This is a genomic window from Deltaproteobacteria bacterium, from assembly GCA_018668695.1.
In the GTDB taxonomy this organism is placed as follows: domain Bacteria; phylum Myxococcota; class XYA12-FULL-58-9; order XYA12-FULL-58-9; family JABJBS01; genus JABJBS01.
The window spans coordinates 12,319-32,388 of record JABJBS010000073.1; the positions used below are offsets into that span (position 1 = coordinate 12,319).

The following is a 20,070-nucleotide window of genomic DNA, read 5'->3' on the forward strand; positions in this document are numbered from 1 at the left end:
CAAATTCGTGGGGAGAGCTGAAAGTTCAGCCTTACTGCGAAACGACATCTGCCGCTGAGCGCGGTACAAGCTTGTAATTACTATAGGAATAAAAAAGAGGTGCAGTGATCTGGTAGGTCGAGCCGACAGCCTGAATGCTGTAATCAAAACCCAAATCGTCAACTCTCAATGAGCCGGTTCCGTCATCAATAGACCACTCGCCGTAGCCTAGGTCAGATTCATCACAACTACCGACGACTTGAACCAATACCCCCACATATTCAGGGGATAATACAGCTCCAGTACCAAGCGTAAGAGCGGCCGGCAATCCATTGTTGGAGCTGTTTATTTGCACCGACACGGCCTCAACTCTTAGCAGTCCGTTGCTATCTGCTACACTGCCTTCAACCGTAACCTGGTCACCCACGGATACAGCGTCACTGCCTTGAATCCAAAGTCCTGTGGAAGCGCCCGTACCGTCGCTGATTGAGAACCGGTCGGTACTACCAGAATAAACACCCGTGACGACTCCTTGAGTAGATACAATCTGCCCCACAACATCCGTGGTGTTAATTTCGTATACCGTATAGCTGCTTACGGTTGCCTCTTCGGAATTCGCTGCGCCCGGTGTTCCAAGCTCAATCGTACTTGCCTGCCAGTTCGCCGATAAAGCGTTATCTGCAGTCACATCCTTGAGTTCCAAAGAAGCACCTGCTCCATCTGCGGCAGCCGGCCAGCCGTTACCGTCATCGTAGGTGACGGTATCAATCACCACGCCATTGGGGTCGACCAAGGTCACCTCTTCACCGCTGTTGCCGAGACCTCCACTGGTCCACTCAACCACTGTGGCGCTCAACGAAGAATAACTGCTCTGATTCACAGTCACCACAAGGTATGTACCCGCTTCAAAGGTTACCGACCCAAAGGTATGGGTGACTCCAGCACTGAATGAACAACCCTCAAGGTTGACGGTCTCACCCGCGTTGTAGAGTTCAAGAAACTCATAGAGGTTGTCGTTGCCTTGAGACGTGGGTGAATTGTAGTACAACTCGTTGATCACAATATTATAAGAGGCAGTCTCGGTGACACAGCTTCCTTGCTGGCAGACCTGCGAGGTTAACGAGCAATCCGTATCGGTTGAGGCATAACTACAAACGCCCTCACTGCACACCCCGGTTTCAAACACAGTTGCTACATCGCCCGTGCAGTAATCAGCGGGAACCTCATCGCATGTGACAGCCGCACAAGGGTCTGCATTGTCCACGCATTCGCCATCTGTACAAGTTGCTTCGTCGCCGCAGTCGGTTTCACTGTTTTCATAGGCGCACACTCCGCCATCACAAGTTCCGGCCGCGGCGTAAGACACCACGGTGTTACCGTCACATGTTGCTGCCGGCGGCTCCTCGCAAGTCACGCCATCACATGGGTCAACAACTTGGCAAATCGCGTTTTCAGCGCCCGGCGTCCCCTGGTTTCCATTGCTGTCATAAGAGCCCATACCTTCACACCATAGACTACTGTCGGCGTTGTCGGCGGCGTAGCTTCCGCCACCAAGACTTACCGAAGCTCCTGATGGATCGGGAAAACAGCTCGAACAATCGTCATAGGCAATAGAATCAATAACCACAGAATCATAAGTCAAAATGATTTCATCGTCGCCATTGGCAAGTAAGAAAGTCCCGCTTTCGCTCCAGTCGTAATCTGGTCCACCCGGTATCGCATCCGCACTCTGACCAAACACATAATGGTCAAAAGCAGAAATAATAGTGCCGTCTAGGACAGTAAAAGAATCGCTGCCCGCATCACTAACGACCATTCCGCCCACATAAAGGTCTGTACCGAGCGTGTTATACACCTCAAACCACTCGTAATTGGTATCGGTTGAGGCAGGATTGGCCAGATACTCTGTAATCACTAAATCAGATGCACTGGCTACCACATAGCAAACACCGCCATGACACTCTTGGTCACCACAATCGGTCACTGTCTCGACCGCAGAAAAATCACATCCTTCAGCACCCGTGCACACGCCGTCGCCGGAATAACTCACCACACTGTTGCCGTCGCAAATCGAAATTGGCTGTGTACAGTCAAAAGCGTCACATGGGTCAGCCACGCAAGATGCCCCGGTTTCTGTTGCAACGCACTCAAGGTTCGAACAGTCAGCGGCACTGGACTCATAGAAACAAGCCCCATCGGTGCAGGTTCCCGTGGCTTGATAGGTAAGTACACTGTTTCCATCACAAATGCTGACTGGCGGTTCATCGCATGAAAGCACGCTGCATGGGTCAACCAGCTCAACATCACCTTCGCCGCGAAGAGCAATCTTGAAATTGCTGAATGAGTAATCCAACGGGCCACGAACGGTATAGGCGATGCCCTCAATGGGCGTCTCATAAACATAGCCAAGGTCATCTACTCTGAGCATACCGGAACCATCGTCCACGCCCCATTCGCCGTAACCTAGGTCAGCCTGCGTACAGGTTGCAGTCACTTCGATTAATACCGCTTCCCAATCATCGCTTGCGGCTTCTAGCGTCGTGAGCGGCTCTGCATAAGGCAGTATGCCCTCCGGCGAAACAACTTCGACTGCCGTTGCCCAAACCATGAGTCGGCCGCCATCATCCACCACATGCCCCGTGACTTCGACATCTTCGCCATAAGCAGCACCCACACCTTCAACCCAAAGTGCTGAATACGCGCCATTGCCATCTTGAATCGTAAACCGGTTCATATCGGGAAAAGCACCCGTTACTACGCCGCCCGTGATGACATATTCACCCACAAAGTCGTTAATTCGAATATCACCCACGGATGCCGACATGGTCGCAGGCTCTGAGGAGTTGGCCTCACCTGGGGTACCCCCTACGATAAAGCTTGGTCGCCAGCTCACTGCTAGATTGTTGTCTAGGTCGTTATTTATCAGCTCGAGCGAGTAACCGTCGCCGTTAGCAAGCGGGCTCCATTCACCGCTGTTTTCGTAGGTGACGGTATCCACTTCTTCGCCATCTGCGCCGAGTAAAGTAATCGTCTCGCCGCTGTTGCCTAAAGATCCGCCAGTCCATGCCACAACATTTTCACCCTGATAAGAGGCCGCATTGGCTGCCACAACAAGGTAAGCACCGCCTGCTAATGTATAATCTTCGAAGGTGTGAGTTACACCGGAGCTGAATGTGTAGCCGGCCAAGTTGACAGATAAACCTGGGTTGTAAATTTCTAGAAATTCAAAATCGGCATCGTCACCCTGGGCAGTCGATGGATTGTAGTGAATCTCTGTAATAACCAAACCAGAATCAGTCGGGGCAAAACAGCTTCCCTCGGAGCAAACCTCATCTTCGCCGCATTCCGTGAGGGTCGACTCGTAAAAACACTCCCCAAAATCACACTCCCCAGCTTCCGAATAAGTAACGACAGCATTTCCATCACAGGTCGGCCCTGGCGGCGTCTCACACTCCATTTCGTCACAAGGATCTTCAACAGGAATACAGGCACCATCGACGCATTCTTCACGCTCCATACAGTCTACGTTCGTTGTCTCATATTGGCACACACCGCCCACACACTGGCCAACCTCAGCGTAGGTCACGCCTGTGTACGAGTTAATGCAGGTTGCATCCGGGGGTGAATCACAAACCACACCATCACACGGGTCTTCTATTTCGTTCGGTACGCAAGCACCATCGACGCATTGCGCATCTTGAGCCACGCAATTGGTCACTGTCTGTTCGTAAGCACATTCGCCGGAATCATCACAGCTACCGGTGTCAGCATAAGCCACCAGTGTCTGTCCCTGACAAAGAGCGGCAGGTGGCGCAACACATTCTTCAGAATCACACGTCTGACCCGGACTGGTTTCAGAACCACAACCCATTAAAAGTAAGGCCCAAAGCGCGACGCTCAGAAAGTTCTTTAACGCGCTCGAATTGACTAAATGATTCATTTTGTTCCCCCAAAAAGTGCAGCGACTAGAGATATCTCGCTATTCATACAGATTCAAGGCAATAGCCAAGACATTTGGTTACAATTGAAGGTCCATCTCGGCTTTCAAATGACAAGCCGTTACCAACCTCAAGTCGATAGAGCGGTACGCTGATGCTAGACGAAAGCAAATTGACTGACACAATTGCGAGAAAAATGAGCGAGTCGTATTCAAAAGCTATTACGGGTTCCACCGGCCACATTGGTGAGGCACTGGTGCGTAGGCTCCTAGAAGAGCCTGGAGAAGTTCGCGCATTGATCCGTAAAAGTCCCGGCTCGTTGCCCGATAAAGCGGTGAAAACTCAGGGAGACCTTCGCGATCCGGAAAGCTTACGAAAAGCCTTCAAAGGATGCCAAGAGGTCTACAACCTTGCTGCTATTATTTCCCTTTCCGGCGACCCCGATGGACAGGTTTGGAAGACCAATGTTGAGGGAGCGCGTAATGTTGCCCAAGCGGCGGCTGATGTAGGCGTACAAAGACTCATTCATTGCAGCTCAATTCAGGCTTTTGTAAGCCCAGGAGCTGAAGGCCATTTAACAGAAAAGGCCCAGCGCTCTCTGGATTCATCTTGTCCAGTTTACGACCGCTCGAAGGCAGCGGCCGAAGAAGCTGTTCGTGAAGTTGCAGACCAAAGTGACTTGGAAGTGGTCATCATCAACCCAAGCTCTGTGATTGGGCCATTTGATTTTCGTCCATCCAGAGCCGGTCAACTTCTCCTGGATTTGTACCACCGAAAAATTCCAATGCTTCCACCTGGGGGCGTCGATTGGGTGGATGTCCGTGATGTTGCAGAAGGCGCAAGACTTGCAGCGCGCCGCGGAAAACCCGGTCAAAATTATCTACTTGGCGGGAATTGGCATCGCATCTTAGAGTTAGCAAAAATAGCAACTCAGAGCGTGAACCGGTTTAGCCCTTTGCCCTGCCCCACTTGGCTCGTTAGAGGAGCAATTCCCTTTGTCTCGGGTTGGTCCAAGCTATGCGGCACCACACCGGTGCTTAATCACGAAGCCTTAAATGTACTTGAACAAAGTCCACGAATCGACACGACACGTGCACGAACAGAACTTGGCTACGCGCCTCGTCCTCTATCTGAAACCATTGAAGACAGTTATCGATTTTTTGCCGACCACGGCATCATCGAACGACCTGAAAAGAAAGGATAACGGTGTAGCATGCCGGATACCCTAGAAATTCATAGCCTCATTGTTTGGCTGATATTTGGAATGGCTGCCGTTACATTTGTAATGGTGGCGTTTATCACTGCACCCTACGGGCGTCATATGTCTGACGGTTGGGGTCCCTCTATACCTGCCCGGACCGGCTGGTTATTGATGGAGACACCTCCCGTGCTTGTATTCTTTGGTTTTTACAGCATGGGCCAATTTCGGGCAGAGACAATTCCATTGTTCTTCCTCTTCCTTTGGCAAAGTCATTATATTTACCGCGCCTATGTTTTCCCGTTTAAGACGCGCGCGTCTGGTAAAAAGATGCCTGTGCTGGTCCTCATGCTTGCGGTGATATTCAACAGCCTCAATGCCTACATCAATGCCCGCTGGATCAGCCACTTTGGCCAATACACAATTGAATGGCTTAGTGACCCGCGTTTCATTATTGGCGTCGTCGTATTTTTCTCGGGGATGATCATCAATCGCCAATCAGACAACATTCTGATCAATCTTCGAAAGCCTGGCGAATCAGGTTACAAGATTCCAAAAGGTGGACTCTATCGGTTTGTGTCATGTCCTAATTACTTGGGCGAACTTCTAGAATGGCTCGGATGGGCCATAGCCACTTGGTCACTTGCTGGGCTTGCTTTTGCTATCTACACCGCGGCTAACCTTGCGCCGCGTGCTATGACCAATCACCAGTGGTACCAAGAAAAATTTCCAGATTACCCGGAACAAAGACGAGCTCTTATTCCATTCGTAATCTGACTCATTCTAAAATAAAAAAGGGGAACACGTTTTGGTGACGTGTTCCCCTTCTTGATATCAACAGTCAACAGCCAGGCTTCCCACTCTTTAAGAGCCGAAATCCGAGCTTGTTATCGGGAAATTTTCATCTCCCTGATCAGGACCAAGCCACGGTCTCCATGTTCTATACATCGTAGATTCGCACTCATAACTTGAGAGTTTAATTTGAAAACATGCGCGCAGCGTACTTTCAGCTCTCTGCGCTTCAGACACTTAGGTTTTCTCTAATAATTCCTTGGCCTTCTTGAGAGCCTGGGGCAATTCCCGCCCCCAAAAGAACGATGCCATGTGCAGGATACTGCCATGAAACCACCATTGCGTATTGGGAGATTGTACCTGCCAGGAAACAGTGGTCGTCCCTACTTCAACTTCCTTAAGCCCGATTCCATGAATGAAGATAACTCCATCAAGCCGTTCTTGATACATAAGAAAATCAGGTTGACGATGGTCCACCATAAGCAGTGAAGCAACACCGAAACGGTTGAGTCCAGGTAAACCCAATAACCGGCTCACCCCTTCGGAGAGATTTGTCGCTTGACGGCTCGCATCAGTATCGGCCTCTATTTCGCCTTCTCCCGAGGGCTCTACATCGTTGATACTTAAGCCCGACAAGCTCTCGTAAACATCTTTGAGCGACCGATCGACATCGATAGATGCTTCACCAAGGACGTGCGTCTCGCCAAGTCTATCGTAACGAGTCATGTCGAGAACGTAGAGCACCCAAAAGGTGATCCCGAGGGCTAAACCAACAAAGAATATACTCTTGAGCAAGTTTCTCATAGCTCCGAGACTACCCAAAAACGCAGGTGGATAAAATAGGTCTATCAGAGAGTATTCCTTCCATTGGAATCAATGAGAATCCGGGCCATACTAAGAGTTATGACAAATACAACGCTTCGGGCTCACGTTGTTATGCTGATGACTTGCCTAACCAGCTTAGGATGCGAACAAATTGACTCGCCCATCGATCAAGAGGTGGTCAATGTTCCGGCCAAACTGCCCAAGCAGCCAGGCCCATACAGTCCGGCTATGGCTCAAATCGCTCCCAACGGCCCCTACAACCTCGCGGTGCATAGTGAGGTAAAGCTATGTGCATCGTGTCACACACAACATCATGAACAATGGCGTGAAAGTACTCATGGGCTCTCGTCATTTAATAACCCCTTCTATCAAGTTGCATTTGATTCTTACGTTGAACAAGTTGGTCTTGATAAGGGAGCTTTCTGCGGTGGGTGCCACGACCCCACACTCGTATTTACCGGCGCAATCGCAGAACCCATCAAGCCTGAACACGCCTCCAACTACCTTGGAATAACCTGTAACAGCTGTCATGGCATCAGTGCCGCTACTACCGATGGCGTTGCCAGTTACACCCTCGACACCAGCCCTATCCCCATCCCCAATGAAACTGACCCGGCATCTTTGCATGCCCACATCAGGCGAGTCTCTAAGCCAATACTCAAAGAGGACACCTTATGCATCAGTTGCCACAAAGGGTTTCTGTCTCAAGCCTCAGGGCATAAAGCCTTTTTACCTGCACTCGATGAGTTCGGCCCTTGGCGACGTTCAGGGTTTGCGAATACCTCAACAGCGTCACGGATCGTGACGCCGCGTGTGAAGCAAGGGTGCAAAGATTGCCACATGCCTGAATCGATGAATGAAGGCGTTGCCCACTCCCACAGATTTCCCGGTGGCCATACAACTCTTGCCTATGCGTCGGGCTCCGGCAAACAGCTAGACGCAGTTAAAAAGATAATGGCAAACCGAATTGCCTTTGATATCCCGGCATGGCGTGAAGGCTCTCAAAGCTGGGTTGCAACCAATTCCGCTCAGACTCCCAAGACCTCAAGCATCCAGTTCGATGTCGTCATATCCAATACGAACATTGGACATCACTTTCCAGCCGGTGCCCGAGATCTACGTAATGTCTGGGTCGAACTCACATTGCTGGATTCAGCCGGTAAGACCGTGGGTAACTCAGGACATCAATACACGCAGTCTGGTGAAGAGGAAGACGTTCATGTCCTTCAGGTTGGACTGGTCGATGAGAACGGAGACTTGGTTAAAAAGCACGGGGTAGGACATTTCCGTACTCCCCTCTTCGATCAAACAGTCGCTCCGTCCGACTCACGGGCAGCTCGCTACCTATTCCAGCCAACCACTCAAATTGCGTGGCCTCTTCAGATTCAAGCCAGGCTTCTCCAAAAGCGCTTCAGCAAAACCTTCCTCGATGAAGCTTGTAAATCCTCAAAGACTCAGCGCGGAAAAGACTTTCAAAAGAACTCTCTTACTCATCACTCTGTCCCCATTGATGCCTGTAAACCTCAGCCTACAGTTGTGATGGCCACATCTACATCGTGGGTCGGCAAGGTTTCTCAATCCGACACACCCGCTTGGTTACGTTGGTATCGCCATGGCATAGCACTTAGGCACGACCTTCAAGAGCGGCTCAACGTTGCGGCACAGAGCTTACAAAATGCACTCTCACAACTTCCCGCCAATATTCAGGGTCATCGCCGAGCCATGATTCACGCAAGCTTAGCGGATATTTTTGTTCAACAGTCCAAACTCGCCGAAGCAAACCAACATCTTGATATTGCTGAGAAAATCACTCCGAACCAGCCGGTGATTGCCAAGCTTAGAGGTCAAGGACTTCGAAAGATCTGGAAACTTAAAGAAGCAGTACCTCATTTTAGAAAAGCTGCAGCACTCGCCCCAAACGATGAAGCCAGGTGGCGGGACTTGGCAGCAGCTTTGGGTTCAACAGGTCAACACAATCAAGCATTTAAGGCTGCACAAAAAGGTCTTGATGTTGAGTCGCGTGACGCACACCTTTTGCGTCTGCAAATGTTAGCCATCGAAAAATCGGGTCAACCTCACTCCAAAGAGGCCCGGCAATCCTTTCTTGACTTCAAACATGACGAGGCTGCTGCAAAATTAAAAGCTCGCTGCAGTCAGCAATCAGCGGAGTGTCGCAAAGCGCGACTACCTCTCCGTATTTACAGGATAAAATCGGAAATTAATTAATCACGAAATTAATAATTAAAGTTATCGCTTACCCCGCCGATGTACGTGTGACTGCGAGAGCTGATCTTTTTATCGATTTTCCTAGCTCAAAAATTCACCATATCATTGACCAACCTGATTAGAGACCGCTAACATTGTAATGTAAGGTGTATTGCTTGGGGAGTTTATACATTAAACAATAAGGTGCTTTGCGCCGTCCCAAGTTCCTCAAGCACAAGCCATACGAATAAGGTGTACGAGCAATTAAGTTCGCACCAAATATCAGCGAATTAACTCCTAGATGCTCTGGCCAGCGATAGGGATGTGTTCGTGGAGGAACGTGGATGATTACTGAGCCGTTTCCATAACGTAAATTCGACGAATTAAAGACAACTCGTGGACACGTGTGTCCAAGGGAGCTGTGTAGCGTCTCACCAAAAGTTACGTACGGGTTTGGAATGCCGGTTGTAACTTAAAGGGATTGGTGCGTCCTTTCTGCTCCTGCGATCGATTGTCGCAATTTGGGAAATAGTGGTAGCTGTCGGTTTGCTTGGGTGGCAGATCGTTAGCGCAACGCTATGCATGAGTGTTGGTGAGCTGTGGAAAGCCCACCGGGTAAATTATGTGACGTTGTGAAACGTCGCAAAGGTCAGCTCGACTTCCGACCCTGAATCGGAACACAAGAAGAGCCTGACTCCTGGATACTCAGGGGGTGCCTGTCATACCCAGGCACTCCCAACCATCTTGCGAGACCGGTGGCTACTCAGCACACCTCTATTCACCTGTGTCATGTTCAAACATGTCTCCCCGCAGTTACGCGCGTGTATCGCGCATGGGAAATGTAAATGGGTGTTCGAAAACATAATCATCAGCCAAGGGCAATTCACAAGGCCGCTGCGCCTATGAACCTTTGTCCATGGTCTCTTGGTGACGAAAATCTTGTCTACTGGATTCCGCCAGAGCTTCTACGGGCTCATTCTTCGGGAGGAGCCACGCTAGATAGGCTCCCGGCAAACCCGGGTGCCCGAAGGATTACTCTCAGGTCTCCAGATCAGGACAGAGCCTCTTACAAAGGAGACTGCAAATACTAGACTGCCTAGCCAGGCAACGGAGCCACCGATTTACTCGGCGGTGGGCGGTGGCTCCAGTGATAACCGTGCGCAGGGCCCAATAACCTGTGGCACGGTAGACGGTGACTGGCTCTTGTTTCATGACAAGAGTCAGTCTCGTCTCAAGGCGAGAGAAATTATTACCACCGTAAAAAAAAACGCCGCCTGATGCTTTTAAATGCATCAGGCGGCGTTTTGATTTTAAGCTTTTAAGCTCTTACCTAAATCAAGGATTCAAACGACAGATTGAATCTAGGCTCGATGGAAGACCATCAAGAAGGTAAGGTGAAGCCTTCCCTGCACGGTGTGCCTTGAAGAACTCCTTCACAATTGAGTTAGATAACTGTGGGTGGTTTGAGTGACCACCTGTGTGTGCACAATCGATGACGTTACGGTTGTGGTTAGGCAAGTGCGAGTGCGCGAAAGAAGCACTGTCTTCGAAACTAATGATGCGTCCGTTGTTGCCTACACCAGCAATCGAGAACTGCGGATCACCGTAGATATCGCCGGCGCCGCCATGAGACATCAGAATAGTTCCTTCGTGAGCAGGATTCAGCGCATCCCAACGGAAGTTAACCGTCAACATACCTGTATCAATTGCATCGACAGTGTCAGGGCTATTAAACCATGCACCACTCATGATGTACGCAGCGCCAACCATCTCAGGATAACGGCTGTGCATCATCGCACTGATGATAGCTCCACCAGAGAATCCCATGTGGTAAATACGTCCAGAATCGATTGTGTACTCTTCAGCAAGGCAGCCAACGACTGTTTCAAAGAGTGCTGCTTCAAGGTTATCGTCGCCATTTTCGCTCTCGAATGCATCCCATTCGATACCAATCGTACCGGAACCATCGAGGCTATAAGGCTGCAGACGCATTCCTTGTGGAAAAATCATGATGTACGGGAAGTCCGCGTCACCATCAGGTGTTGGAGCGATAAAGTTTTGAAAGTTTGAAGCGGTATCACCCACTCCGTGCCATGCGAAGATGACGCTTACGGGTGTGTCGCTATCTACGTTCGGTAGGTGCGCGTAGAATTCACGTGCATCAGGACCTGCTTGCCAGCCATTGTTCAGGCCTTCTGCAACCATCTGACCATTACACTCGAAAGGGATTTCAGCGATAGCGTCGGTTGAGCCGTTAGCCGCTCCGTTGTCTCCAGAGACATTGTCTCCAGTAGTCGAATCCGCCCCATCGGTTCCGTCCATCGTTGTACCATCTTGGTTCCCAGCTTCAGTGGTTTCTCCACCACAAGCAGCCAAACCCAAAGATAAAAGGCCTATCAACAAGATATTCCAAGATTTCAACATGTGCGCGCTCCCTCGACATGAGTGTATAGTGTAGGTGTCGGTCATCGAATGTGGGATGCATAGCGATGCGGTACGCCAACTGTCAAACCAAAAGCCCATCACGGGGATCACCGACCAACAAATATTTACATTTGAAGCCTGTTTTGGCCCTATTGGTCCCCCCCAAATAGACCAATCGCTTTTTGAGACTGAATGATGAGCCAGCCACTTATCTTTATAACTTGCCCCGATTCTCAATCAGCTCTAAATTTTGAGACGTTAGGAAACCAGAATGAGCAAAAAACCTTCTCAAAAGAAGATTAAATTAGAGTCGACCGACGTTGTGGTTATTGGTGCTGGATTGGCTGGGCTGCAAGCGGCGTACAACGTTCAGCAAGCCGGTAAAACCGTTACCCTCTTGGAGGCGCGCGACCGAGTCGGTGGAAGAACAGTAAGCCAACAAGTTGGTTCAGCCACCTTCGACCTGGGCGGGCAATGGCTAGGCCCTACTCAATACCGCCTCAGCCGACTTACATCACAAGCCGGTATTCGAACCTTTCCAACGTTTCATGAAGGGAAAAAGGTTCTTAACCACGATGGGAAAATAAGCACATATAACAGTTCCATCCCTTCCATTTCTCCTTTGAATTTAGCTGTCCTACAATTTGCCTTAATGCGCGTTGAGCGAGCTCGTAAAAAAGTACCCGTAACCGCACCGATGCGTGTTCGGGATGCCGCAACTCTAGACGCCACATCCGTGGAAACGATTAAGAGAAAGCTGATTCCCACTCGAGGCGTTCGTGGAATTTTTGATGCTGCAGCCCGTGTAATATTCGGGGCCGAACCTGCAGAGCTTTCGTTGCTTCACTTCCTCACCTACCTCAATGCGGGAGGCGGCTTACTCAAGCTCTCAGAGATTGAAGGTGGAGCACAGCAGGAGCGGTTCGCCGGTGGTGCTCAGGAATTGTCCAGATACTTGGAGTCCAAACTCGACCGCGACATTCAATTCAACTGGCCGGTTCGCAAAATCGTACAGAAAAAGACAAAGGTGACCGTCCACTCCGACCACGGTAGCGTCAGCGCTAAGCGAGTCATTCTTGCCGTTCCTCCCAACCTTGCAGGCAAGGTTCAATACGAGCCAGCCATGCCCGCATCTCGAGAATACCTGACCCAGGGAACAACAATGGGTCAAACCATCAAATGCATCGCAACTTATAAAGAACCCTTTTGGCGACATAAAGGGTTCTCGGGCGAAGTGGTTTCTACTCAAGGTCCCATCACCGTCATCTTCGACAATACATCCTATGACGGTAAGCAACCGGCCCTGCTCGCATTCTTGGTCGGTAATGAAGGGCGACGCTGGTCTGAACAATCGGACGCGCACCGCAAAGAAATGGTCCTGGCAAACTTCGCCAAGTACTTCGGTCAAGATGCGTTAAGCCCCACTGAATATGTTGAAAAAGATTGGGCCAAAGACCCTTGGGCATTGGGTTGCCCCACCGCCAGTCCGTCGCCAGGCGTTTGGACCAACTCAGCCCACAGCTTGCGCGAGCCTGTGGACCGCATTCACTTTGCAGGAACGGAAACAGCGACGGAATGGATGGGTTACATGGAAGGGGCTCTTGAATCGGGAGAACGAGCAGCCTCTGAGGTCATCAAACTTCTCTAGGAGAGAAGTCCTTTTAGCCCCTGCTTTGAAGCTCTCCGGCTCTCACCAATGGTATCGAGCAGAATCTCCAGGTACTGAATCTCTTCATGAAAATCAAAATGGGAAACTTCGAGTTTTTCGTTCAACGCAATAATCACATCGGTATCGTCGTAGTAACGAATCGCGATATATTTCACTAAGTCAAAACGCAGATGACGACTAAGCTGCGAGACAAAGTGCATAAAGGGCTCTTCTTTACCGTCCCAGGGTGCTCCAAAGAGCTGCGCAAACAATTCAAAGCCGCGTTCATCCTCAAGCCGGGTAAAGGCCCAAGCCAATCCTCTTCTAACCATAGGATCTTCAGCCAATTGCGAGGTCATAAGCTTATCAAGATGCTTCATGAATGTTTTGTCACGAAGTGAACCCACCACATAAAGTACGGACACCAGCATTTGTGTATCGTAGCCATCGAGAATCTCTCGCGTGATACCCTCATACAATTCTCGGTCCTGACGATAATGCGCAAGGCCCATCAAAGCGTTGGCCCGGACACGAGGCACCGGCCACTCAACAAATTCACGAAAATACCGAGCGAGGTTTTTGTCTTTAAAAACGCTTAGAACTTCCAGGGTATTTGCCACGACACGCTCGTCCTCATCTTCCAAGCCATTTAGAAGAAACGGAATCGCCTTGCGACCATAAAGTGATGCAATCATCTGTGCGGCATTCATTCGAACTTTTAGGCTGTGACTCATTTCCTTGGCCATCATAATTTTGGCTAGGAATTGAATGGCTTCGTATCGGTTCGACAATTTCAAGGCGTCTAGCACCGCTATCTGTATTTCTTCTTTATCCGATTTAAACTGATGTAAAATCGTTTCAGTAGTCTGGTCATCGTGGCTCACATGACCCAACCCCATAATAATCGTCTTGCGCAGCACTTGCTTAGGCTCAGCGCTAAGAAGCTCTCCCATATGCTCCGAGTATTGAGGCGGCTTTAAAAATGAAAGAGCCTGCACCGCTCCCACCGCAGATGTTTTATTACCCTCATAAACAAACTGATAGAGTGCTGCGACTAAACGTTTTTCAAAGCCCATGAGTAAGACCAAGGCGATGGTCAGCAACGTGATAATAATACTGCCTAATAGGAATCGCTCAGATTCCAACGCAGCACTCGTGTATGAGTAAAGCATGGCCAGTGGTACACCCACCGCACTGTAATAAAAAATGCTGTGCGCTGAACGAAGTTTGGTTCGAAGCTTACCCGCAAAACTTGTGATGACCATCTGGACCGAAGGATTGAGCAGGCTGTTCTCTGCAACCCGTCGAACAATGGCCAATGCAAGGAACGCATAAAAGACATCGGTCCATGTTGCCACCAGAGCGACCGTTAAAACCGAAGCGATGTAAAAGATAATCAGCCGAATCGGTGAAGTGTGAGTTCTCTGGACCTGGCGACCAATTCCAATGGTGATTAAGATGACGAAGAAACTGGCGACTAAGTAGTAGTCGGCCATCACTCCGCGGATTGCCGCGTAGGACGAGAGTTCTTCTTTTAAAACAACGGAAACCAGATAGCTTTCCGAGACTTTCGCGGCCCCCAGACAAATAACGAGCATACCGAAAAAGATATAAAAGCCTTTAAATTTATCAAAACTTGCAGGCTCGTCCCGGTCAAACCCCATATCTTCACCGGTCTGATAGCGAACTTCTAGATTGCGAGTAGGAACAAACTGAAGAAGTAAAAGTCCTGATACCATGAGGTACATTAAGACCAGACACAGCATCGTCTCATTGGGCCCTAGGTCGCCCGGATAAACCTTAGAAGCGACGATAACCACGACAGTACCAATTTCATAGGACGTTCCCAGGTAAGCAAAATAAGACTGGGCTACCGCCGGGTTCAAATGGCGTAGTAAGACCTCACCACACATCCAGCGGTGGAATGCTGTACTCAGAATAATAAGTAGGTACCAGACCAGAGCCTGAGTGGAGTGCCCGGGCGAGGTTACCACCAAAGCCAAAACCAACGCTGCGAAACCCAGAGTTACCCATAACGCCAACTTAGAAAACTTGCTTTGCTCCCAATCCACTCGAGGTAGGACAAAAGAGAAAAGCATGCTGCCAACCGTGGCTACATAAACCGCATGGATCGGTTCAAAAGTCGCAAGTAGGTAAGCCTCAGCTCCAATACGGCCAAAGTTCAGTAACCCTCCGACCAAAAAGCCGAGGATCAATATTGCTAATCGATTACTTAGAACCATAAAGCCGATGGTTCCCCTTCTCGTGATTGCGACCCTCTTACGAATTCTCCCGAGCGGAGTAATACGCATCCTTCGACGCGCCTGAAAAGGCTATCAAGGCCCCGGGAGTCAGTCCAACATCCAAGAAATAGTTACAGAATCCCGGATATGACCATATGTCGATCGGTTAAAATATCAATCGCCAAACGGTCGCTCAAACCAGCCTCTTCCAGCTGAATATTCACCTCTTCTAGTGAAAATGCCGCCAAAAGAGAGTTAAAGAAGTCTAATTTCAAGATTTCGGGCTCATTGGGCGTGTAACGCTCCACCATAGCTCGGGCAGCTTCAGGGGTTTCAGGCCGGTAAAGGTCTGCAATATAGACCCGAGTCGACGGCTTGCTCGCTTTTTTGACCACTGTCCATAAATCCGATGGGTTGTGTAAGTGATGAAGAAGCGAGCTCGAAAAGATTAGAGAATAAGATTCCTGTGGCAATGTAAGTGCTGGAAGACGCTGATTTAGGAGAGACATTCTGGTTTGCAGGCCCCGCTTCACAAGCTCTCGGCGCCCCAGCTCTAGCATCGGTTCGGAACCATCCACTCCGTGAACCGTCATCTCCCTAAACTTTTCCAGCAGCCGAACCGAAACATCCAGTGGTCCGCAACCTAAATCCAGGCAGGCACTGGTAAAATCAAAATCTGAAAAGCGCTTAGCCAGTGCGTCAACAATTCCTTGATGCCCAACTGAGAAATCAGCATCGGCATAGGCAGCCGTTTGCTGCGGATCTATCATGAGCTCTGGTTCGAGTACTCTTTGCATTCAGTCTCCTGCTCTAGGAAATCCATATCGGTCACAGGCCTTTGAAGCAATTAGGCCGATCCCGCTCCGACTTTAACTTGTTTGTCACGAAGATTATCTTCTATCCTTAACCTAAGAACTTAATTTTGGAGATTCCCCGCCCATGCGACTCAACCTTCTTTGGACATCTGGATTGGCCCTACTCTTATTGATTGGGTGTGCTGGAGAAAGTGCCGATGGCGGCGATCGCTCGTCGTCCCAGCAAGAGGGCGACAATGCAGATAACGATTCGTCTAACTCCGGAGATGAAAATACCTCGGATGATCTTGCACCTGTTCCGATCTGTGTGACCGGATGCGACACCCCCGCCGACTGCGACATCTACAACGGACAATACAGCGCATACGATGCAAGTCACTACACCTGCAGCGACGGCGGTTGCACATGGCTCGGCTGTAACTCACACGCTGAATGCGCTGAGATTCAGCCTAATTACCGTTGTCATCCCATGCCCTTCACCGATTTTAAATCTTGTGTACCTGGGTGCGCGTCAGACTCTGATTGCGGCTACGCCGCCGCCGGGACCCATTACGACCAGGATAATTATCGCTGCGATGAAGGTGCATGCGTCTATTCCGGTTGCAATAATGATTTGGAGTGCCAAGAAAACTTGGGCGCAGCATCCACTTGCGCAGACCCTTTTAACATTGGACAAACCACTTGCTACACAAGCTGCAGCACCTCAGCCGACTGCGGGACCAGCGACGCATCGGCTGCCTACGACGCCGATAACCACAGCTGTGAAGACGGTCTTTGTATCTATACTGGCTGCCGTAACGACCAAGAATGTGAAGAGACGTATGAAGGAATGATCTGCCTTGGTGGATGAAGTTCAACACGAAAATATCATTAGAAATCAACTCAAGCACCGGTGACTGGGCCAGAAGCCCGGCGCCAGACTCAGAGCTCTAAAAGGAGTGCCCATGTCTTTCGAACCCAAGTATCAAGCAAACTACTGCGAGGAGAACATTTGGCATCTCTCCAATGAGCCCGCACTTGAAAAGCTTGAGAAGTTTGCAGTTGTTATTTCCAACCCGGCGAAGTGTTTTGCCATGTGGGACCAAAAATTAGCTGCCGCTGGCGAGCCTGTGATGTGGGACTACCATGTTATTCTTGTGACTCGGGGTGAAAAACTCGAAATCTGGGACCTGGATACCACCCTCGGTTATCCCGTCCCCGCCCAAGAGTGGGTTCAAAAAAGCTTCCAAGCAAGCGCCACCATGCCCGAGGCTTTCCACCCAATGTTTCGAGTGGTCGATGCAAAAACATTTCGTGAAGATTTTAGCTCCGATAGAAGCCACATGCTCGAAGGTGAAAACACTTACCGCGAACCCGTACCTTCATGGCCCATCATTGGCGATGGCAAGCCGGGAAATCTGCACCGATTTATTAATATGAGTTTCCCATTTGTGGGAGAGGTTTTTGACCTGGATGATTTTACGATTTGGTTAGGTTAGAGCGATGCTTGCTCAGGCAAGCCAAACGCTGAACCGCCCCGCTCTATTGACCAACTTTTAGGGAAATAGCTTTCAAGTTCCGCGCCCCCTTCGGCTGGAAACCTCAGAAAACCAAGCCCCATCACGATGCCCTCGTGCTTTACAACGATATAACCTTGGCTCGTGCATCGCTCTATTTCAGCGTCTTCGAGATTGATGGTCTCACGAGATAAGAAGGCATCCGTTTCATCACGCGTCAGTGACACCACATTACGCGAAGCATGTCCGCCAATGAAGTAAACAGCTGCGGTCGTGAGCTTTGGAAAGCGCATTTGTGCGTGCAAAAAAGTAATCCCTTTTGCTTCCACGCCATGGCCTTCAACCGGAACATGATCCTTGTTTACAATGGAAACAAGACGGCTGTTGGAACGAAAAAATACCAGATTGTTGAACACACCTGGGTCGATACCGAAACGCTCACAAACCAAGGTCCTAAGACTATCCTGGTCCACTTCTTCGGTACGCTGTACAAGCTGCGGATACGCCATTTCGAGCCCCTACTATACGTCTGTACGTAGTCGAAATTCCAAGCACTATTGTTATTCGACTCTTCTGAGAGCCGCAACAAAAAACCCACCTGTATTATTATGATGTGGGTAAAAACGAACGGCTCCCGATACCGCCGGGTGGAATTGTTGTCCAGCCCAGTTAGACAAACCTGGTGACGTTTTCAGGGCCGGAAGTACTATTTCGGGATCGCTTTTCTCACCGTGAAGCGGGACGATTTCGACGCTGCCATCGAACTCTTTAACGATAGTATCCAAGACACCCTCGTTCTCCTCCGGGGCATAGGTACACGTGCTGTAGAGAACGGTTCCACCGGGGCGCGTTAAGCGCAACGCTCGACGTAAAATCCGCGTCTGCGTGACCACCAGCTTCTCGTGGAAACCTTCCTCTTTTCGAGTTAGGGCAGCCAAGCTCTTTCTGGAGTTGCCCTCACAAGAGCATGGGACATCGGCGAGGATTTTATCAAAAGGCCCCCACGCCAAAGGCAAATCGAAGCCATTTCGATTGGTCAGGGTAAGATTGATAATCCCAAGCCTCTCCTGATTACGGCGAAAAGCCCGAAGCCGTCCAAAAGAAGAATCATTGGCGATGATGCTCCCTCGGTTTTCCATCCGCACCCCTATTTGGGAAGTCTTACTCCCCGGCGCCGCGCACATGTCGAGTACCCGGTCTCCGGGCTGCGGGTTCATGATGGCAACTGGCACCATAGAGACTTCCTCTTGGATATAGATAAGTCCCGTGAGGTGCTCAAAGCGTTTACCCAAAGCGATTTTACTGTCTAATCGGTGCGCCCCTGGAAGCCAGGGCAAAGGTGTGGACTTGATACCATCGGCCCGAAAACGAGCCAAAAGCTCCTCTTCGGAAATCTTTAAGGTATTGACCCAAAAACAATATGGGACGGGACTTGTGGCATACTCCACAAAGCTATCCCAATCGTCGATGATATCGCGGTAGCGGCTCAGGGCCGCCAATTCAGGTTCTCCAGCTTTCACAAAGGCCGCTTATATGAATCAGGTGTCCCCGACAACCGTCAATGTGTAAGTGGATGCTTCGCCTGAAGAACAGCTATTGCCGCTTTGAAACTTCACTCGGATAAAGATGTACCGGCTGTCGTCTGGGTCAGAGAAGCTTAAGGTACTCACGTTGTCATTCCAACTGATGTTCACAGCTTCAGCTGTGCCACCGCTCGAAGATGAAAATCCAGCCAATTGCCCTGAACATGGGTTGTCGTAGTAAACCTCTAAGTCGTAGTCCACAGCTGAACCAGGGTCGACGGTAATGGTTGCACTCAGGTCCCAAGACAGTGCCCAGTTACTATAACCTTCTACAATGTTCATCCTAAACCAGTACTCACCAGCCAATCCTGAGAAGTTCAATGAGTCACCATAATCTCCGCGAATCAGACTCGTATTTCCGGGGCTGATCAGACCGCTGAGGTATTCGTCCAAGTCAATCCATTGCGAACAGCTTGGGTTTGAATTCAATGCATATTCACAGCCATCAACCGCCACGCCGTTAGAATCACAATAGCCTTCTGAGCAAGTGCTCACCGCACAAGCGTAGCTGCTGCACACCGACGAGGCATTGGGCAAGTTACATGCGTTGCCGCAGCTTGAGCAGTTGCTGAGCGTTCCGAGCTGGGTTTCACAGCCGTTGACCGTATAGTCATCACAATCACCCCAGCCGTTGTTGCACTCTGGTGCGCATTGCCCGGCAGAACAAAAAGCCCCGCCATTGGCGTTGCTACAGGTCAGGCCGCAAGAGCCGCAATTGGATACATCGTTAAGCGTGTAAATCTCGCACCCATTGACGTCTTGGCTGTCGCAGTCGGCATAACCGGTGTTGCAGCCCGTCAACTCACATGTACCAGCCGCGCAGCTTTCAGAGCCGTTGGCTAGGTCGCAGCTGTTACCGCAGCTACCGCAATTACTCAGAGTATTAATGTTGGTTTCACAGCCATTGCTCGGGTCGCCGTCACA

General features: G+C 50.1%; 14 protein-coding genes. 6 read left to right on the forward strand and 8 right to left on the reverse strand.

The genetic code is table 11. The features are described 5' to 3' along the window. Positions 1-31: 31 nt before the first annotated feature. On the reverse strand, positions 32-3,919 hold the full coding sequence (locus tag HOK28_04155; protein ID MBT6432259.1) for a hypothetical protein: 3,888 nt from the start codon (positions 3,917-3,919) through the stop codon (positions 32-34). 194 nt (positions 3,920-4,113) lie between these two features. Between HOK28_04155 and HOK28_04160 the strand changes: the two genes are divergently transcribed. Together HOK28_04160 and HOK28_04165 are read left to right on the forward strand one after the other, a co-directional pair. Continuing rightward, on the forward strand, positions 4,114-5,121 hold the full coding sequence (locus tag HOK28_04160; GenBank protein ID MBT6432260.1) for an NAD-dependent epimerase/dehydratase family protein: 1,008 nt from the start codon (positions 4,114-4,116) through the stop codon (positions 5,119-5,121). Between the two features lie 9 nt (positions 5,122-5,130). After that, complete coding sequence (locus tag HOK28_04165) at positions 5,131-5,892, forward strand: DUF1295 domain-containing protein (protein ID MBT6432261.1); 762 nt, start codon at positions 5,131-5,133, stop codon at positions 5,890-5,892. 252 nt (positions 5,893-6,144) lie between these two features. Here HOK28_04165 and HOK28_04170 read toward each other — a convergent pair whose 3' ends face one another. After that, complete coding sequence (locus HOK28_04170) at positions 6,145-6,711, reverse strand: hypothetical protein (protein MBT6432262.1); 567 nt, start codon at positions 6,709-6,711, stop codon at positions 6,145-6,147. Positions 6,712-6,810: 99 nt separating this feature from the next. On the opposite strand from HOK28_04170, the gene HOK28_04175 reads away from it, so the two are divergent. Then, entirely contained in the window at positions 6,811-8,958 is a 2,148-nt protein-coding gene (locus HOK28_04175; GenBank protein ID MBT6432263.1) for a hypothetical protein, read from the forward strand. A gap of 1,314 nt (positions 8,959-10,272) precedes the next feature. On the opposite strand, the gene HOK28_04180 is transcribed toward HOK28_04175, so the two are convergent. Further along, a complete protein-coding gene (locus HOK28_04180) occupies positions 10,273-11,361 on the reverse strand; it encodes a hypothetical protein (GenBank protein MBT6432264.1) in 1,089 nt (362 codons plus the stop codon). A 271-nt stretch (positions 11,362-11,632) separates the two neighbouring features. Between HOK28_04180 and HOK28_04185 the strand changes: the two genes are divergently transcribed. Then, complete coding sequence (locus HOK28_04185) at positions 11,633-13,009, forward strand: flavin monoamine oxidase family protein (GenBank protein ID MBT6432265.1); 1,377 nt, start codon at positions 11,633-11,635, stop codon at positions 13,007-13,009. Here the strand turns inward: HOK28_04185 and HOK28_04190 are convergent. Next, entirely contained in the window at positions 13,006-15,252 is a 2,247-nt protein-coding gene (locus HOK28_04190; GenBank protein MBT6432266.1) for a hypothetical protein, read from the reverse strand. The genes HOK28_04185 and HOK28_04190 overlap by 4 nt on opposite strands. Positions 15,253-15,383: 131 nt before the next feature. Further along, positions 15,384-16,049, reverse strand: a complete 666-nt coding sequence (locus HOK28_04195; GenBank protein MBT6432267.1) for a class I SAM-dependent methyltransferase — start codon at positions 16,047-16,049, stop codon at positions 15,384-15,386. A 142-nt stretch (positions 16,050-16,191) separates the two neighbouring features. Between HOK28_04195 and HOK28_04200 the strand changes: the two genes are divergently transcribed. Beyond that, positions 16,192-16,917, forward strand: a complete 726-nt coding sequence (locus HOK28_04200) for a hypothetical protein (protein ID MBT6432268.1) — start codon at positions 16,192-16,194, stop codon at positions 16,915-16,917. A 94-nt stretch (positions 16,918-17,011) separates the two neighbouring features. Further along, a complete protein-coding gene (locus HOK28_04205; protein MBT6432269.1) occupies positions 17,012-17,545 on the forward strand; it encodes a hypothetical protein in 534 nt (177 codons plus the stop codon). Here the strand turns inward: HOK28_04205 and HOK28_04210 are convergent. The 3 genes from HOK28_04210 to HOK28_04220 all read right to left on the reverse strand — a co-directional run. Next, entirely contained in the window at positions 17,542-18,072 is a 531-nt protein-coding gene (locus HOK28_04210) for a hypothetical protein (GenBank protein MBT6432270.1), read from the reverse strand. The genes HOK28_04205 and HOK28_04210 overlap by 4 nt on opposite strands. Before the next feature lie 51 nt (positions 18,073-18,123). Beyond that, the gene (locus HOK28_04215) at positions 18,124-19,083 is read right to left on the reverse strand and encodes an RsmB/NOP family class I SAM-dependent RNA methyltransferase (GenBank protein MBT6432271.1); all 960 of its coding nucleotides are present in this window, start codon (positions 19,081-19,083) and stop codon (positions 18,124-18,126) included. 18 nt (positions 19,084-19,101) lie between these two features. Then, positions 19,102-20,070: hypothetical protein (locus tag HOK28_04220; protein MBT6432272.1), on the reverse strand; the 969-nt coding region annotated here is incomplete at its 5' end.

Coding starts and splice junctions, on each gene's coding strand:
- HOK28_04185 (MBT6432265.1), top strand. CDS start 11,633: ATGAGCAAAAAACCTTCTCAAAAGAAGATTAAATTAGAGTCGACCGAC.
- HOK28_04155 (MBT6432259.1), bottom strand. CDS start 3,919: ATGAATCATTTAGTCAATTCGAGCGCGTTAAAGAACTTTCTGAGCGTC.
- HOK28_04200 (MBT6432268.1), top strand. CDS start 16,192: ATGCGACTCAACCTTCTTTGGACATCTGGATTGGCCCTACTCTTATTG.
- HOK28_04170 (MBT6432262.1), bottom strand. CDS start 6,711: ATGAGAAACTTGCTCAAGAGTATATTCTTTGTTGGTTTAGCCCTCGGG.
- HOK28_04160 (MBT6432260.1), top strand. CDS start 4,114: ATGAGCGAGTCGTATTCAAAAGCTATTACGGGTTCCACCGGCCACATT.
- HOK28_04165 (MBT6432261.1), top strand. CDS start 5,131: ATGCCGGATACCCTAGAAATTCATAGCCTCATTGTTTGGCTGATATTT.
- HOK28_04175 (MBT6432263.1), top strand. CDS start 6,811: ATGACAAATACAACGCTTCGGGCTCACGTTGTTATGCTGATGACTTGC.
- HOK28_04190 (MBT6432266.1), bottom strand. CDS start 15,252: ATGGTTCTAAGTAATCGATTAGCAATATTGATCCTCGGCTTTTTGGTC.
- HOK28_04195 (MBT6432267.1), bottom strand. CDS start 16,049: ATGCAAAGAGTACTCGAACCAGAGCTCATGATAGATCCGCAGCAAACG.
- HOK28_04180 (MBT6432264.1), bottom strand. CDS start 11,361: ATGTTGAAATCTTGGAATATCTTGTTGATAGGCCTTTTATCTTTGGGT.
- HOK28_04205 (MBT6432269.1), top strand. CDS start 17,012: ATGTCTTTCGAACCCAAGTATCAAGCAAACTACTGCGAGGAGAACATT.
- HOK28_04210 (MBT6432270.1), bottom strand. CDS start 18,072: ATGGCGTATCCGCAGCTTGTACAGCGTACCGAAGAAGTGGACCAGGAT.